Annotated in this window: 11 protein-coding genes and 1 pseudogene; 8 read left to right on the top strand and 4 right to left on the bottom strand. The window is 67.9% G+C overall.

Translation table 11 applies throughout. The features are described 5' to 3' along the window. Positions 1 to 414: 414 nt before the first annotated feature. Positions 415 to 1,481, top strand: a pseudogene (locus tag V6V89_RS38685) (IS701 family transposase); the annotation flags it as partial. A gap of 354 nt (positions 1,482 to 1,835) precedes the next feature. Here V6V89_RS38685 and V6V89_RS38680 read toward each other — a convergent pair. Next, complete coding sequence (locus V6V89_RS38680; protein WP_334624651.1) at positions 1,836 to 2,219, bottom strand: alpha/beta fold hydrolase; 384 nt, start codon at positions 2,217 to 2,219, stop codon at positions 1,836 to 1,838. A gap of 301 nt (positions 2,220 to 2,520) precedes the next feature. On the opposite strand from V6V89_RS38680, the gene V6V89_RS38675 reads away from it, so the two are divergent. Beyond that, on the top strand, positions 2,521 to 5,472 hold the full coding sequence (locus tag V6V89_RS38675; RefSeq protein WP_334624650.1) for an NACHT domain-containing protein: 2,952 nt from the start codon (positions 2,521 to 2,523) through the stop codon (positions 5,470 to 5,472). A gap of 266 nt (positions 5,473 to 5,738) precedes the next feature. Here the strand turns inward: V6V89_RS38675 and V6V89_RS38670 are convergent, their stop codons facing one another. Both V6V89_RS38670 and V6V89_RS38665 read right to left on the bottom strand, forming a co-directional pair. Then, positions 5,739 to 6,731 (bottom strand): integrase core domain-containing protein, encoded by a 993-nt coding sequence (locus V6V89_RS38670; protein WP_334624648.1) that lies wholly within the window; start codon positions 6,729 to 6,731, stop codon positions 5,739 to 5,741. Between the two features lie 452 nt (positions 6,732 to 7,183). Next, positions 7,184 to 8,749 carry a hypothetical protein gene (locus V6V89_RS38665; protein WP_334624647.1) on the bottom strand — a complete coding sequence of 522 codons (1,566 nt, stop codon included), beginning with the start codon at positions 8,747 to 8,749 and terminating at the stop codon, positions 7,184 to 7,186. Positions 8,750 to 8,829: 80 nt separating this feature from the next. On the opposite strand from V6V89_RS38665, the gene V6V89_RS38660 reads away from it, so the two are divergent. From V6V89_RS38660 to V6V89_RS38650, 3 genes are all read left to right on the top strand, one after another. After that, entirely contained in the window at positions 8,830 to 9,021 is a 192-nt protein-coding gene (locus V6V89_RS38660; RefSeq protein ID WP_334624646.1) for a hypothetical protein, read from the top strand. 223 nt (positions 9,022 to 9,244) lie between these two features. Further along, entirely contained in the window at positions 9,245 to 9,604 is a 360-nt protein-coding gene (locus tag V6V89_RS38655) for a hypothetical protein (RefSeq protein WP_334624645.1), read from the top strand. Positions 9,605 to 9,692: 88 nt separating this feature from the next. Further along, positions 9,693 to 10,103, top strand: a complete 411-nt coding sequence (locus tag V6V89_RS38650) for a hypothetical protein (RefSeq protein WP_334624644.1) — start codon at positions 9,693 to 9,695, stop codon at positions 10,101 to 10,103. A 139-nt stretch (positions 10,104 to 10,242) separates the two neighbouring features. Here the strand turns inward: V6V89_RS38650 and V6V89_RS38645 are convergent, their stop codons facing one another. Next, positions 10,243 to 10,974 carry a HEAT repeat domain-containing protein gene (locus V6V89_RS38645; protein ID WP_334624642.1) on the bottom strand — a complete coding sequence of 244 codons (732 nt, stop codon included), beginning with the start codon at positions 10,972 to 10,974 and terminating at the stop codon, positions 10,243 to 10,245. A 246-nt stretch (positions 10,975 to 11,220) separates the two neighbouring features. On the opposite strand from V6V89_RS38645, the gene V6V89_RS38640 reads away from it, so the two are divergent. The 3 genes from V6V89_RS38640 to V6V89_RS38625 all read left to right on the top strand — a co-directional run bounded on the left by V6V89_RS38640 (position 11,221) and on the right by V6V89_RS38625 (position 15,060). Next, positions 11,221 to 12,723, top strand: a complete 1,503-nt coding sequence (locus V6V89_RS38640) for a DNA-3-methyladenine glycosylase 2 family protein (protein WP_334624652.1) — start codon at positions 11,221 to 11,223, stop codon at positions 12,721 to 12,723. Positions 12,724 to 12,818: 95 nt separating this feature from the next. Then, positions 12,819 to 14,093 (top strand): MFS transporter, encoded by a 1,275-nt coding sequence (locus V6V89_RS38635; RefSeq protein ID WP_334624641.1) that lies wholly within the window; start codon positions 12,819 to 12,821, stop codon positions 14,091 to 14,093. Positions 14,094 to 14,661: 568 nt separating this feature from the next. After that, positions 14,662 to 15,060, top strand: coding sequence for a hypothetical protein (locus tag V6V89_RS38625; protein WP_334624640.1), 399 nt, complete (start codon positions 14,662 to 14,664; stop codon positions 15,058 to 15,060). The last annotated feature ends 331 nt before the right edge of the window (positions 15,061 to 15,391 follow it).

The following is a 15,391-nucleotide window of genomic DNA, read 5'->3' as shown; positions in this document are numbered from 1 at the left end:
CTGCCCCAAACCAGGTCAGACAGACGGCATTACCCGATCAACGTTCAAAGACGCGGCACTAGTTCCTGGGCCAGAGTCCTACGGGTCCCGTCCGGCGCCTGTACAGGATGGGCGAGCGCGCGATTGTCTGCTGCGAGGCACGAGGCCATCCACCGGTCTAAGGAGTCACCTGGGTCCCAGGTCGCGACCGAGAGCAGTACCGGAACAGGATCGGCAACGGCACGCTGGCGGAGCAGGTCTAGTACGACAGCCCGGGTTCGTTATGTAGATGGCGGGCGATGGGCCGCGGCAGGTTGAGGCTGATCGGTGCGCCTGCGGGCATGGAGACGGCCGCCGGTTGATCATCGATGACTTGTGGAGACAATCGAATATCGTGCGGCGGCCGCTGGGCACAGCGTAGACGCCGCGGGTTGGCTGGCGGAGTTCGACACCGGGTTCGCGGTGGTCGCGGGCCGGTTTGGGCGGGTGGAGCCGCGCCGGCAGGCGCGGTCGTATCTACTCGGCTTGTTGTCTGATGTAGACACTCGTTCGTGTTGGCAGTTGGCCGAGCAGGCCGGCGATAGTTCGCCGTATGCGATGCAGCGGCTGCTCGGGGAGGCGGTGTGGGACGCCGACAAGGTGCGAGACGACGTACGCGGCTATGTGGTCGATGCGCTGGGCGACCCGGGCGGGGTGTTGATCCTGGATGACACCGGTGATCTGAAGAAGGGCCGGTTCACGGTTGGCACGCAAAGGCACTACACCGGCACGGCTGGCCGGATCGAGAACGCGCAGATCGCGGTGTATTTGGCGTATGCCGCGCCGGGCGGTTCGACGCTGATTGACCGGGAGGTGTATCTGCCCAAGGCGTGGACCGACGACACCAACCGGTGCGCCGCCGCCGGTATACCCGACCATGTGCGGTTCGCCACGAAGGTCACCCTGGCTCGGCGGATGCTCGCCCGTGCCCTGGACGCCGGTGTGCCGGCAGCCTGGTGCACGGCGGACGAGTTCTACGGCGGTGACCGGCACCTGCGCCGCGACCTGCAAACCGCCGGTGTCGGCTACGTCCTGGCCGTGGCCAAAGTCATCGGGTCATCGCCCGGCCCGACCAGGGGCCGGTGCGGGCGGACCGGCTCGCCGCCGTACTGCCGAGTCGAGCCTGGAACCGGATCTCCGCAGGCCGGGGCGCCAAGGGTGAGCGGTTCTACGACTGGGCCTGGATCACCATCACCCCACCCGCCGATGAGACCGGCGGGCATCACTGGTTGCTGATCCGGCGGCGGATCAGCGACGGCGAGCTGGCGTTCTACCGCTGCTGGTCGCCGCAACCGATCCCGCTGCGGACGTTGGTGAAGGTGGCTGGAACCCGCTGGAACGTGGAGACCTGCTTCCAGACCGGCAAGAGGATCGGCTTGGACGAGCCGCAGGTGCGCCGCTGGGATTCCTGGTATCGGCACACCACCCTGGTGATGCTCGCCCACGCCATCCTCACCGTCATCGCTGCCCGCGAACGCGACAACCACACCAACCACCAGCAGACGCTGATCGCCTTGACCTTCAACGACGCGCACCACCACCGGCACGACCGGCTGATGGCAGTTCTGCAGCAACGCTGGACTCTGGCGTGGTCAGCAGCAACTGGGTCAAGCGCCGTGATCGTCAAGGGCAACCCACCGAGATCGCGCACCAACAGATACCGGTCGGCCCCAGCGGCGCTCCACAGGCCAACCTCCCACACCATGATCCGGTGCTGCCGCGCGCCATTCCCGCATGACCGCACCCCACCAACGCGCAGTATCGGCGGCATGTCAGTACGCGCCTGCGTATGACGCTCGCGTGGTTGCGCACTTCGCTCAGCGGTTGATTCGGTCCTGGACCCAGGCGAGCATCGCGCTGCTGTAGTCGGAGCTGATGGATTCGAGCGCGTCGGCCCCGCCGGTGGTCGGCAGATGGGTGCAGCCGGCGAGCCGGTGGAGGGTCAGGTCGCTGGTACCGGCGGCGCGCCGCCACACGGCAATGCTGTCCTCGGCGGGAGTCCATTCGTCGGCCTCGCCGTAGAACAGCAGCGTCGGACAGCGCACTTGCGCGATGACCGGCTCTGGGTCGTAGTCCATGTCGTCCCATGTGCCGGAGTAGCCGTACAGGTCACGCGGGACGTAGACGAGTGGGAACCACGGCTGGTCGGCGTGCCGGTCGATGATCGCCTGGGCGGCTTCCCGGTCGATGTGCCCGCGCACGACGCTTTCGAGCGCTTCCCGCAGGCGGGTCAGTCCGGCGAGTTCCGCGTATCCGTAGCCGTGTAGGAGCAGTCGTATTGGAATTCCGTCGGCGAAATTGCCGCAGGTCCGGTTGCCGCCGGTCAGGGTGGGTCAGCAGCCGCGGCGCGGGGCGCCGGGGATGGGCCGTGGTGCCGGCGGCGCCGCCACGCCGCGTTTGAGCACCACCCCCGGCATCGTCCACGCCGCGGACGACCGGCGAGGAGCCGCCGCTCGTTACCATGAGAGGCATCCTGAGTCGTGTGCACCCGGAGGTCCACTCGTGAGCGGACTGGAGACGGCCGCGATCACGTTGGGTGCCGCGGTCGCCAGAACCGCGTGTGGCATGTGGCTTGGTCCCGTGGCTGAGATAGGCAGCAGCATGATCGATCTGGCTGCCCGCAGGCTTACCACGGCACGCGAACAGCGTCAGTTTCGACGGGTGTGGGAGCAGGCCGCAGAGCTGATCGCCGAACAGGTAGAGCCGCTGGTGGAGCGGGAGTTCCGCGAGGTGCCGGAGCATGAGCGGGTGGCCGCGCTGGAGGCCGTCAGGGACACCTTCGACGCGGCCGGCCTGAGCGAGGAGGAGCTGCTACAGCAGGACCTCGACGCGGGATTTCTGGGTCGACTACTCCGGGACACCGACCCGGACCGGGTCGGTCGCGCGGGCTTGTCCGACGGGGGGCGCCGACTCTACGATCTGCTGCTGCACGAGTGTTGTGCGTACACGATCGAGTTGGCCGGCACGCTGCCGGGGTCCGGGATGGCGGCGTTGACCGAACTGCTGCGCCGCGACCGTGAGATCCTTGACGACCTCGCCGCGGTGCTTGCACGCCTTCCGGCGCTGCGCGGGCTAGCTGATTTCGAACGCGACTACCGGCAACTTGTCGGCAACCGCCTTGACCAGGTCGAGTTCTTCGGTGCCACGCTCGCCGAAACGCACCGCCGCTATCCTCTGTCGGTCGCGTACCTGAGTCTCAACGCGGCCCAGCGACTCGGCCGGAAGAAGCCGGCGTCCACCCGTGTCGACGAGATCCTCGCGCGATCGCACCGCGTCTTCGTGCGGGGTCAGGCCGGGCTCGGCAAGACCACACTGCTGCAGTGGATCGCCGTTCAGTGTGCCCGCCGTTCCTTCGGGACTCACCTGGCCGAGTGGAACGACACGGTTCCCTTCCTTGTGCCGCTGCGCCGGTACGCCACGGCCGACCTGCCAACGCCGGAGATGTTCATCCGAGAGATCGGCCGGCACCTCGGCGACGAGATGCCGGGCGGTTGGGTCCATGAGCAGCTGCGGTCTGGACGGGCCGTTGTGCTGGTGGATGGGATCGATGAGCTTGCCGATGAGCGCCGAGTCGACGCTCGGCAATGGCTCAGCGAGCTTGTCGACCTCTTCCCGGATGCCCGCTACGTGGTTACCTCTCGGCCGGCTGCGGTGCCCCCAGACTGGTTGGGCTCGGAACAGTTCTATGTCGCGGAGCTGGAGCCGATGGGCCGGGCCGATATCCCCGTCTTCATTCAGCGGTGGCACCAGGCTATGCGCACCCAGTCTCGATCGGCTGAAGAGCAGGACGAGCTCGACGGGTACGAACAGAGTCTGATCGAGGCGATCGACAGGCATCGACCATTGCGCCAACTCGCCGGGTATCCGCTGTTGTCTGCCTTGCTTTGTGCGCTGCACCGCGACCGGCGAGCCCAACTTCCGCGCGATCGTCTGGAGCTGTACGAGGTCGCCCTGCACATGTTGCTTGAACGCCGCGATGTCGAACGTCACATCGAGTCCTCGCTGGCACTCACCCGTACCGAGAAGACGCTTCTGATGCAGGACTTGGCCTACTGGCTGATCCGTAACGAGTGGTCGGACGCCTCGTGCGACGACATCGTCGCTCGCCTTGAAATCCGACTGCGAACGATGCCACAGGTCAAGGCCCGCGCCGAGGACGTCTACCGGGTGCTACTGGAACGAAGCGGGTTGCTACGGGAGCCTGTCGAAGGCCGGGCCGACTTCGTGCACCGCACTTTCCAGGAGTACCTGGCGGCCAAGCAGGCGACCGACGACGGCGACATCGGGGTTCTCGTCAGTCATGCCCATCTTGACCAGTGGCAGGAGGTCGTCGTGATGGCGGCCGGCCATGCCAGCTCGGCCGGCCGTACCACCCTCCTGGACGGCCTGCTGAAACGCATCAACGAGGGTTCTGAGGAGAGCTCCGAACGGGACACGGTAAGGCTGGTCGCCCTGGCCTGCCTCGAAACTTCTCCAGACCGGGCACCCGAGCTAGACGAGGCGATCCGCAACGCCACCGAGGTCCTGGTACCGCCGAAAAGCCGCGAGGCCGTTACCGCCATCGGCCGGGCTGGATCGTTCGCACTCGATCTGCTGGCACCCACGGACCCACAGACAGCGGACGAGGTGGTTTATACGATCCAGGCCGCGGTCGCCACCGGCGACCGCACAGCCCTGCACATCCTTGCCCGTTTTGGAGATCGTCCCGAACCCGCCATTGTGGACGCACTCGTCGAGGCATGGTCGCAGTTCGATGCGGACGAGTACGCCGACGCGGTGCTCCGCCACTCACCGTTGCACGGTGGTCGGCTGGAGATCACCGACTCGCGGCTGCTGCCATCGCTGCGCCGGCTAGAGCGCTTGGTCGAGCTCCGCTATCGCGCGCGTTGGCCGGACGATCCAGAAGCGGTCAACCTGGACTTCGCGCAGTCCATCCCCAGGCTCCGTCGACTCGCCGTTCCGATGTGTACCGATCTCAGCCCCCTCGCCGGCCTCAGCCTCGACAGCCTCACCGTCGATTTTCTAGGTGGCTATCACGATCTCAGCCCGCTAACGGCGGTGCCGACTCTTCAGCGCCTGAGCATCGGTGGCGCCGTCGTCTTCGCCGACGCCGTGCGCCACCTGGGCAAACTACGAAACCTCACCCTCGACACAACTGCCGTGGAGTACCTTGCTCACGGACGCTATTCGCCTCGGCTTACCCGGCTGCGACTGCTCGGCCCGATGACCGCCGACAGCCTCGACTTCCTGGACCGATGGTCATCGTCGCTTACCGCGCTCGACCTCGATCCGGGCACCCTCGAGCTCGCGCCTTTGACGAAGCTGACGTCGGTCACCGACCTGACCATCCGGCTCAGGCGTTTTAAGGATCTCTCGGCGCTGGCGGGCATGGCCACACTCCAGTGCCTCAACCTCGTATACACCGACCTTCCCAAGGAATTCGCGCTCGGCTAATTGGTACTCCAATGTCACTTGGGCGGTCGTGCTGATCTTCGGGCGTACCGTTCGGTGATCAGGTCGGTGTCGGCCCAGGTGCGGCCGTCGTTGACCGGCACTCGTTGACCGGCACTCATCGGTCGCAGGCGTGTGGGGTGCCAGTTCGCGGATCCGCTGTTCTCGGGGCCGAGTGGACCTGGTCGCGCTGTGATCGGTGCGGTTCGCCACGGTCGCACCTCCAAGGGAACACGAGGCCCCATACCCAGCGGCAGTGCCCGAAGAGGTCAAGCAGCGCGGCGGTATTCGTGGATCAGCCCACCCAACACATCGACCCGTTGCACCGACGACTCGACGGTGCCCGGCTCGACAAGCGTCAGCCGGGAGGCCGGACGCGGCGGCTTCAGGTCCAGGCTTCGGTGCGGACGAACGGTGTTGTAGTGGCGCAAATACTCGGCCAGCACCCGGAACAGCTGGCGCTCATTCCAGACCAACGTCCAATCCAGACACTCAGACCGGACCGTGCACACCCAGCGCTCAGCGTAAGCGTTCGCCCGAGGCGCCCGCAGCGGGATCTTCACCACCTCGACGCCAGATGCGGCGAACACGGCGTCGAACGCGGCGGTGAATTTGGCGTCCCGGTCCCGGACCAGATACCGAAACCGCTGCCCCTGCTCCGCCAGGTCCATCAGCAGGTTCCGGGCCTGCTGGGCAACCCACGCCCCGCTCGGGTGGGCCGTGATCCCCACCAGATGCACCGCCCGCCGCTGCACCTCGACGACGAACAGCACGTACAGCCGAGTCAGGCCGACGGTCTCCACAGTGAAGAAGTCGACCGCCAGCAGACCACGGGCCTGGGCGCGCAGGAATTGGGTCCAACTCGGCCCGCCCCGCCGCGGCGCCGGCCCAAGACCATGTCGGCGCAGAATCCGCCGCACCGAGCTCGCCGACACCCGAACGCCCAGGTTCTGGCACTCCCCCACGATCCGCAGATAGCCCCAGCGGGGGTTCTCCCGTGCCAGCCGCACCACCAGCGCAACGATCTCCTCGTCCAGACCGTGCCGGTCACGACCAGAATTTGGGTAGGTCCACCGGCGGGCGATCAACTCCCGATGCCAGCGCAGCAACGTCGAGGGCGTGACCAAGAAGACCGCCCAACGCTCGCGCGGCAATAGCTTCGCCAACGCGGCCAGCAACATCCGATCGGCCGGGGTGTACCGCGGACGCGGAACCTGGCGGCGCAAGACCGCCAACTGGTGGCGCAGCACGGCGACCTCCACCGCATCCGCGTCCGGCCTCGGACCACACCCCAGCACACCCAGAACACGCCGAACGAATATCAACCCCAAGGTACGCACCACCACACCGCCGACCCTGCCGGAGCCACATCTCCCCAGGCCAGCGGCGTCACCCTAAGGTGGCACCCCACACGCCAACGGCACCGCCGCGATGGTCTCGCCCGCACCGCCCAAAACAGTTAGCGCACAGCACCCACCGGCCCGATCAACGATCTCATCCACCACCGTCCGCATGGATGCACGATGAACCACACCGGTCACAGTCCGATCAGAACTGCCCGATACCACGGCGGAACGGGCAGGCCCGAATCATCGGCACACGGACCATCCGGACTCGCGACCTGGCACTGGGGACCGCGACGACGCCCTCGCGATCCCCGCCCACCAGACGGGTTGCCTGTGGTGGCAACCAACAACGATCAAGCGCGCATGGGCTACTGGTCGATGAAGAGTCCGGCGCCGCCGCCCGCGCTGCTGGCATCGTTACCGGGCAGCACGGTGACGGCGTTGCCCCGGGCGGATACGCCGGACACCGGCGGCTCGCCCTCGACGGTGTAGCTGTCCAGGCCGGCTCGGTCCAGCATCACGGCCACGCCCTGGTTGTTGCCGAATCCGAGGCTGCCGGCTCGGGTACTGGGATTCTGGATCGGGCCGATGAATTCACCGGCGAACGCGCCGTGGTACGCGTCGGCGCCCTCGTCGTCGATGAGCAGCGCGATGCTGCCAGGCAGGACGTTCGCCGCGCCCTGGGTGAACCGCGGGATCCGGTCGCACAGCCCCTCCCCCTCGTCGTCGCGGACACCGCCCGCGCCCTCGGTCTGGTTGGATGCCGCGGGGTCGATCGGGGCGGGCATGTAGTAGTCGTACCGGTCCGCGCCGGCCTCGTCGCGCAGCAGCCCGAACCCGCCGACCAAGGCGAAGCCCTGGCTGTTGCGCACGGAGCTGTACGCGTCGTCGCCGCCGTCGTCGGACAGGATGCCGACGCCGAAGACGTGTCCGGCGCCGAGCGAGCCGGTCTTGCCGATGTACGCGTCGTCGGATCCGCCCGCGTCGCGCAGCAGACCGACGCCCAGGAAGCCGGCGCCGCCGGTCATCATGCGCCGCACCACCGGGTCGAGGGTGCAGCCGGCGTCGTGGTCCGGGCTCTGCTTGACCCCGTACGTGTCGTCGCCGTGCAGGTCGAGCAGGACAGCGGCGGCGGGTACGCAGTCGGCCGCGGCGAGGCCCGGGATCGCCCGCTGACACCCCCGGGCCGGTCCAGTGCCGCGCAGCCCGGGGACCGCCGAGCCCGCGGGCGCGAAGTTGGGGTCGACCACATTGCTGCCAGCGTTGTTCGCGTACGTGTCGGCGCCACCAGCGTCCACTGTGAGCAGGTAGTCGTTGGCGTAGGTGTTGTCGTCGCAGCCGCTCTCCAGCCGCAATACCGGCCACGCGTCCACGCTCGGCACGCCGAGGGGCGCGCACTCGGCCGCGGCTTGGGCCGGGCGTAGGCCGGCCAGGGTCAGCTCCAGCTCGGCGCTGCTGGCCCGTAGCTCGTCGGCGCAGGCGCGCAGCAGTGCCCCCACCGCGCTGTCCACACCGGCCCCGGTGGCGAGCAACGCCGGCAGGGCGGACGGCGGCACCGCCGCGAACCGCACGGCCGTAGCCTGCTGGCAAACAAGCAGGTCGGTGAGCACGTTCGCCAGGCGCCCGGCGACCGGATCCGGCAGGCCGGCCGTCCGGAGGGCGTCACCGGGTACCGGAGCCAGCCCCAGCGCCACCGACAGCGCGCCGGCGACGTCCGCCAGCGCGTCCGTCGGGGAGGCGGGCAGCGGTTGGCTGATCGAGGTGGTCGGCTCGATCAGGTCGGCGTACGGCGCGACCGCCGCACCCACCGCAGGGCTGGCAGCGCCGATTTCGGCGAGGGCGTCGCCGTCGGCGTGGGCAGCGGTAGCGATGAGCAGGAACGGACTCGCCGCCAGCGCGGCCACCGACACTCTCCACAGTGCATCTCTGCGCATGATCGCATGTTAGAGAGAGCGATCGTCGTTGAGCAGTGACAGCTGTCATCACCGACCTGTGCGTCCGTCACCACCTTCCCATGACAAGCCCGCGGTTCCGCCGCCCCCGCCCGCATGGACTCCGCGCCGATCCAGGACAGCCGGAGGCCGACTACCAGACCGAGGTCACCGAGGCGAAGCCACCGGCGATCATGTACGAAGGGCTGTGTCCGAGGCCCGAGTTTCACCCTGACTACATGATCGCCCTACGCCAGGAACTGTCCCTGCCGTAATCCGCGCCTCCAACCACTGCGAGAACGCCGTCGTCCGCCAGGCAATCAACTTGTGGGGACTGGCCTCGGAGTGCAAGAGGCGATCAGAACTCAGGGCGGGAACGATTTAGTTCATCTAGGAACCATCCTAGTTGGACAATGCCTCTCCCGCCGCACCTCGTACGGGTGACCGGGACGTGCGCTCGGCCAAGGTTCGGGCTCGACAGCCGCAGGTGGACCGCTCGTGCGCGTAGGTACGAATCCTGCCACCGAACTGCTCGGCGAGCACGGCTACCGGCTGCTGGCGGCCGAGACCGCGACCGCAGCCGGCCACGCTCTCCGCCGCGACGGCCGGATCAGCCGTGCCCGCCGCTCGACCGAACGCGCGGCGGCACTGCGCGCCGGTTGCCAGGGCGCCCGCACGCCGCTGCTGGACCTGGATGGTCTGGGCACGGTGCTGACCCCGCGGGAGCGACAGGTCGCCATCTCGCCGCCGACCTGTCCAGCCGCGAGTTCGTCACCCGGCTCGGCGTCCCCCGCACCGTCGACAGCCATCTCGTCCACGTCTACCAGAAGCTCATTATCGCCAGCCGGACCAAGCTGAGAACAATCGTCAGCGATGGATACAAGATGCCCCCCACGCACACCTCGCGGTCGGCACCGCCAACCAGTGCGACCCACCGCTATGATCCGTGATCGTGACCAACCCTCAAGGCGGATACCTGCGCATTCTCACGAAGTATCACTGGATGGCGTTCATGCTGGCGTTGTTCGCGCCCAAGGCCGTCATCAACGGACACACGATCGCCCTCAAGTGGGGAGAGAACGTAATCCCCACCCCGTTGAGCACCCACCAGGTCGAGATCTTCGTGCCTTACCTGTGGAAGTTTGGTTCGGCCACGATTACCGTCGACAACACCCAATATGCGCCGACAATCCACTACGCCGCACCGGTTTGGGCGTTCGGCGGCGGCGCGATCGGATTCGAGCCGCAGAAACACCCGGGTCTGACCGCTGCCTACATCCTGTATGGCGTACTCGCGGCCGTCATCGTGTTGTGCTGCTGCGGCTCGTTCCTACTCAGCCTCGCAGACAACAGCTGACACCTGGAGAGGTCCTGTGTGGCCTTCAGCGACCGGCCTTACGTACGCGCAGGAAGTACGCGTCCAGCGGGAGCGGCCGCACGGCGATGAGTTCGAATCCGGCGTCTGCACAGCCGGCTCGAATGTCATGGACAGCGTCCTAGGAGTCGATGGTCCGTAGCCGCTCGCGCAGCCGCCGCGCTTCGCGTCCGCGGTACGCGCGCAGCACGCTTTCGAGGGTGTCGCGTACATGCGGGTCCGGATGGTCGGCCAGGTACGCCAGTTCCTCGGCGCCGCCGCGCCGGCCGCGACCTAGCTCGCAGAGCACGTCGATGATCTCGTCGGCGGTGGTGGCGGACCGTAGCTGCGCCATCAGCTCGCCCTTCGGTCTGGGCGGCGCGTCGTCGGGGTACCGCTGGCGCAACTTGGTCACCTTGTACGCGCCGCGCGGCAGGCAGCCCGGACACGGGCAGGGACGCCGGCCGTGGGCTCCCGGCAGGTACCGCCACCCGACACCTTGCGGCACGTCGCGGATCCGGCGTACCTCGGCGGCGGTGACCGCGCGGGGGACGAACACCTCATAGCCGCGCGGGTCGTCCAACTCACGCACCGCCGCGACCGCCTGCGCGGCAGTGACCTCGCGCGGCGGGGCGTTGTAGCAGCCGACGGTCACCGGCTCGTCGTCGGGCAGCCGCAGATGCACCGCGACCAGCACGCCCGGATGCCAGCGCCGCAGCTCACGCACCCACTGATACGTCAGCGTGAACGACGGCAGCACCGGCATGCAGTACACACCCCGACCACCGACGCGCCCGTGGCTACGGGCGGCGATCCCCGACCGCTGGATACGACCAGCCGACCGCGCCACCGTGATGTGCACGAACTCCGCCACCCCGCGGATGATACGACCCAAGCGTCGCGTGTGGACAGCCATCGAACTCAGCCCAGCCGCAATCAACGACAACCACGAACACGCCCGCAGCCCGACAGGACAGGCAAGGACTATGCCTACTCGCGGCTACCCAGTCCGGTTGGTTGCCGGAACAGATGTGAGAGCTGATCCGGGGCACGGCTGGTCTGTGGCCACCGCCTGGTCTGATCGCCGCCAGACGACAGTCGGTGCCTGGGGCAAGATGATCTGGTGTACGACTTCGAGACCTCCTACCGTGCTATGTCGAGTCGGGACGTACGGTTCGATGGCCGTTTCGTGGTCGCGGTGACCAGCACGAGCGTGTATTGCCGGCCGAGCTGCCCCTCGCGGACGCCCCGGCGGGAGAACGTGCGTTTCTTCCGGCTTGCGGCGGCAGCGGAGGCGGCGGGGTTCCGGGCCTGCCGACGCTGCCGCCCCGACGTCGATCCCGGTTCGCCGGAGTGGAACGTGCGAGGCGACCTGGTGGCCCGAGCACTGCGGCTGATCGCCGGTGGTGCGGTGGATCAGGACGGGGTGACGGGGCTGGCGCGTCGACTCGTCGTCAGCGAGCGGCACCTACACCGACAGCTCGTGGCGGAGGTGGGCGCCGGTCCGCAGATGCTGGCAATCAACCGCCGGGCCAGGGTCGCTCGGCTGCTCGTGGAGTCCAGCGCGCTGCCGCTGGCCGAGGTCGCGTTCGCCGCCGGCTACTCCAGCGTGCGCCAGTTCAACGAGGGTATGCGGGCAGCATTCGGCTGCTCACCAAGCGAACTGCGTCGGGGAAAGCCGGCGGGCCCGGCCGAGGGTGCCGGCCACCTTGTACTACGACTGCGTTACCGGACTCCGCTGCCGTCGGATCCGTTGCTGAACTGGCTGGGAACTCGCGCACTTCCCGGCGTCGAGGTGGCCGACGGGAGCCGCTACCAGCGGACCATGCGTTTGCCACGCGGTGCCGGGTGCGTCACGGTGGAGTTCGACCAGGTACCGGAGGCAGCGCGGCAGGGCGTGGCAACGGTGCGGTTGTCGCTGACCGACCCTCGCGACGTGACCGCCGCTGTGCAGCGTTGTCGGGAGATTTTCGATCTCGACGCCGATCCGGCGGCGATCACCGACGAGTTGGGCGCCGACCCGCAGATCGGCCCACTGGTCCGGGCCAGGCCGGGGCTGCGTGTGCCGGGTTGCGCGGACGGGTTCGAGCTGGCCGTCCGCGCCGTGCTCGGTCAGCAGGTATCCCTCGCGGCAGCGCGGACGTTCGGCGGCCGACTGGTCGCCCGCTTCGGTGAGGCGATCCAGACTCCGGACCATCGGCTGACGCATCTGTTCCCCACCCCGCGAGCTCTGGCCGAAGCCGACTTGGAGGCCATCGGGCTGACCCGGCGCCGCGCGACCACCTTGCGCGCGTTGGCTCAGGCCGTCGACGCGGGCCGCATGATGCTCGATCGCGGTGTGGACCGGGAGGAGTGCACCGCTACGCTGCTGGCAATTCCCGGGATCGGGCCGTGGACCGCCGGATACGTCGCCATGCGAGCGCTCGGCGACCCGGACGTCCTCCTGACCAACGATCTCGGCTTGCGTGAAGCCGCGAGACACCTCGGCATGGCGTCCGGCACACGCGGACTCGCCGCTCATTCACAGCGGTGGCGCCCCTGGCGTTCGTACGCCGCCATGTACCTGTGGGCAATCCTGCCGACCCGTGACCGGGCCACCGCATCCGAGCCGGGACAGCGGTAAGGCATGTACGCGACGACAATGCCGACCCACTAGGCCCGTTCAGCATGATCTTCTGACCACACCCGCACCGAAGACCCCCGCGAGGAGCAGCCACGATGGGGCGATACCTGCATGTCCTGAGCACGCCCGATTTCCGTCGCCTGTGGACAGGCGCCACGATTTCAATGCTGGGCGACGGCATGACGTTTGTCGCGTTGTCCTGGCTAGTACTCTCCAGACCCGGCGGCACCACCCAACTCGGGCTGCTCGGCATCTGTTACACGGCGCCGGTACTGCTGGGTGGATTGGCCGTGGGGCCGCTGCTCGACCGGTTCGACAAGCGGACCGTGTTGATCGCTGACAGCCTGCTACGCGCGGTCGCTGTCGCGTCCGTCCCACTGACTGCCGCACTTGACGCCACCCCCGCCTGGCTACCCTTCACCGTCGCCGCGGTATACGGCCTCCTGAAGATGGTGCCGCTGGCCGGGTTCCCCGCAGCGATCCCGCAACTCGTCGACGAAACCGACCTCGATCCCGCGAACGCGCTGGAGTCGCTGAGCTTCAGCCTCGCCAACGTGGTCGGCCCGGCCGCCGCCGGTCTGCTGATTACCCAGATAGGCGCGGCAAACGTCCTGCTCATCGACAGCGCGACCTTTCTGCTCTTCGCGCTGGCTACCGCGACGGTTCGACGACCGCTACGACCACAGATCGCCCCCGCATCCGCGGACGGCAACACCGTCGACACCGCACCGTCCCGGTCACCGTCGCTGGCCAGCCTTGCCAGGGACCGGGTGATCGTCGCCACGACGATCGCATTTATGGCGTTCAACATCGCTGAAGGCATGCTGATGGTGACAGGCCCATGGCTGGCCAAGAACCACCTTCCCGGTGGCGCCGCCGCACTCGGCGCACTGCTCTCGGCGATGGCCGCTGGGGAGATCATCGGCGCGGCATTCGCCGGACAACACCAGCCGCGCCGATCACGGGTTCAAACCATCGGCGTCATCCAGGCCGCGGCCGCCGTGGCCTTCCTCGCCCTGCTCGCCACACCCCGCCAATTGCTCGTCGGCGCGGGATTCTTCGCCATCGGGCTGCTCAGCGCGCCGATGACAGTCTGGGCGCAGTCGCTGCGAATGCGCCGCATCCCACCTGCACTCCATGGCCGCGCATTCGCGGCGCTACGCACGCTCATGCAGGCCACACCGCCACTCGGTTCCGCGCTCGTGACCCCACTACTCGCGCACACCCAACTCGTCACCGCTTCCATCGCGATGACCCTGGTCGCCGGGCTGCCGGCCCTCTACCTGATCTTCGCCGTCAACGACGGATCGTCCACCCCCACAGCCGACCACGCGCCAAAGCCGACGGCCTACGACGCGGAGGAACGTTGATCGTGTAGGAGGTTGGTCTTCGTTCGTAAGCTCGTCGTCGCTTGCCGGTGGAAGTCCGGTCCGGGTAGCTGCCAGGGAGGCCCGGTAGCAGACTGGCGGCGTTGGGGGGAAACGCCCGGCGTCGGAGCCCAGTGTCGAAGGCCCTGTGATAGGGGGAGCGACTGAGCGGTCCGTAGCGTGAAGCGAAGCCTGCGGCGTCGTTACTCAGCTGCCCGTGTGGGTGGCACAGGGGAGTGCCGAGCCCTTCGGCCTACCTGGGGATCACGAACACGTTCGCGTTGTTGCGGCCGCTGCCGGGCAGCGACCGCGACAAGGCCGCCAGGATTGGCGCGCGGATTACCGCAATCTTCGATACAGCGCCGAGACGCTACAGGATGATGCGGCGGGCAAGGTGCGGCAGTTTATGCTGCGCGCCGATTGCGTTTCGCCGCACTGGATTTCGTCGTTACCCCGGACGGCGATCACGTATTTCTGGAGGCGAACCCGAATGGGCAATGGGCTTGGATAGAACACGAAATCGGATTACCGATAGCCGCTGCTTTCGCCGATGCTCTGGAAGGCGCCACCAATGACTGATGAACGGTCCGAGGACATCGCCCGGTTCGTGGCCGGGTTGGAACACGACGGGCACCTGTCCGACCCCGCATGGAAGAAAGCGTTCGGCGAGGTGCCCCGACACGTGTTCCTGCCATCGTTCTTCCTGCCGCTGCCGGACGGGCGGTGGCAGGCGATCGACGCACCCCACCCCGACTACTGGGCCCGGGTGTACGCCGACACCACGTTGACCACGCAACTTGACGACACGCTCGGCCCCGACCCGGACTGCGGCCCGTTGCCGGGTACCGGCACGTCCAGTTCGACACAGCCGGGGCTCATGGCACTCATGCTGGACGCGTTGCGCCTCTCCGGCGGCGAACGCGTGCTGGAGATCGGCACGGGGACCGGCTACAACGCCGCGTTACCTTGAGTACATGGTCGTCGTGCGGGCCGAGTTGGTGCTTGGCTGATCCGGCGCGGGGAGTACGCAGGTTCGAATCCCCGGCGGGTCCCGTACAACATGGGAACGCGTTGTGACCAACGGCGATCCGACGTTCGTGGTGCTGGACGGCACGTGGTCGCTGCCGCCGCGCGGAACCTGAGGGAGGTCATCCTCAACCCGCGCCGCCCTAAGGCAGGGTCAGGGCGCCTCGCCCGTGTCGGCGGGCACCGGCGGCAGCCCGTCATCCGGGCGGGAGTGTGCGAGGGTCAGCTCGCTTTGCAGGACGAGGACTGCTCCGCCGATCGCTGCCGCGTCCGAT

The sequence above is a fragment of the Micromonospora sp. CPCC 206061 genome, from assembly GCF_036906915.1.
In the GTDB taxonomy this organism is placed as follows: domain Bacteria; phylum Actinomycetota; class Actinomycetes; order Mycobacteriales; family Micromonosporaceae; genus Phytohabitans.
Note: the sequence above shows the minus strand (reverse complement) of the source record. Positions and strands in the feature narration are given on the sequence as shown.

Excerpts from the sequence above, each read along its gene's own strand:
- V6V89_RS38665 (WP_334624647.1), bottom strand. The coding sequence starts at position 8,749 with ATGCGCAGAGATGCACTGTGGAGAGTGTCGGTGGCCGCGCTGGCGGCG.
- V6V89_RS38625 (WP_334624640.1), top strand. The coding sequence starts at position 14,662 with ATGACTGATGAACGGTCCGAGGACATCGCCCGGTTCGTGGCCGGGTTG.
- V6V89_RS38660 (WP_334624646.1), top strand. The coding sequence starts at position 8,830 with ATGACAAGCCCGCGGTTCCGCCGCCCCCGCCCGCATGGACTCCGCGCC.
- V6V89_RS38635 (WP_334624641.1), top strand. The coding sequence starts at position 12,819 with ATGGGGCGATACCTGCATGTCCTGAGCACGCCCGATTTCCGTCGCCTG.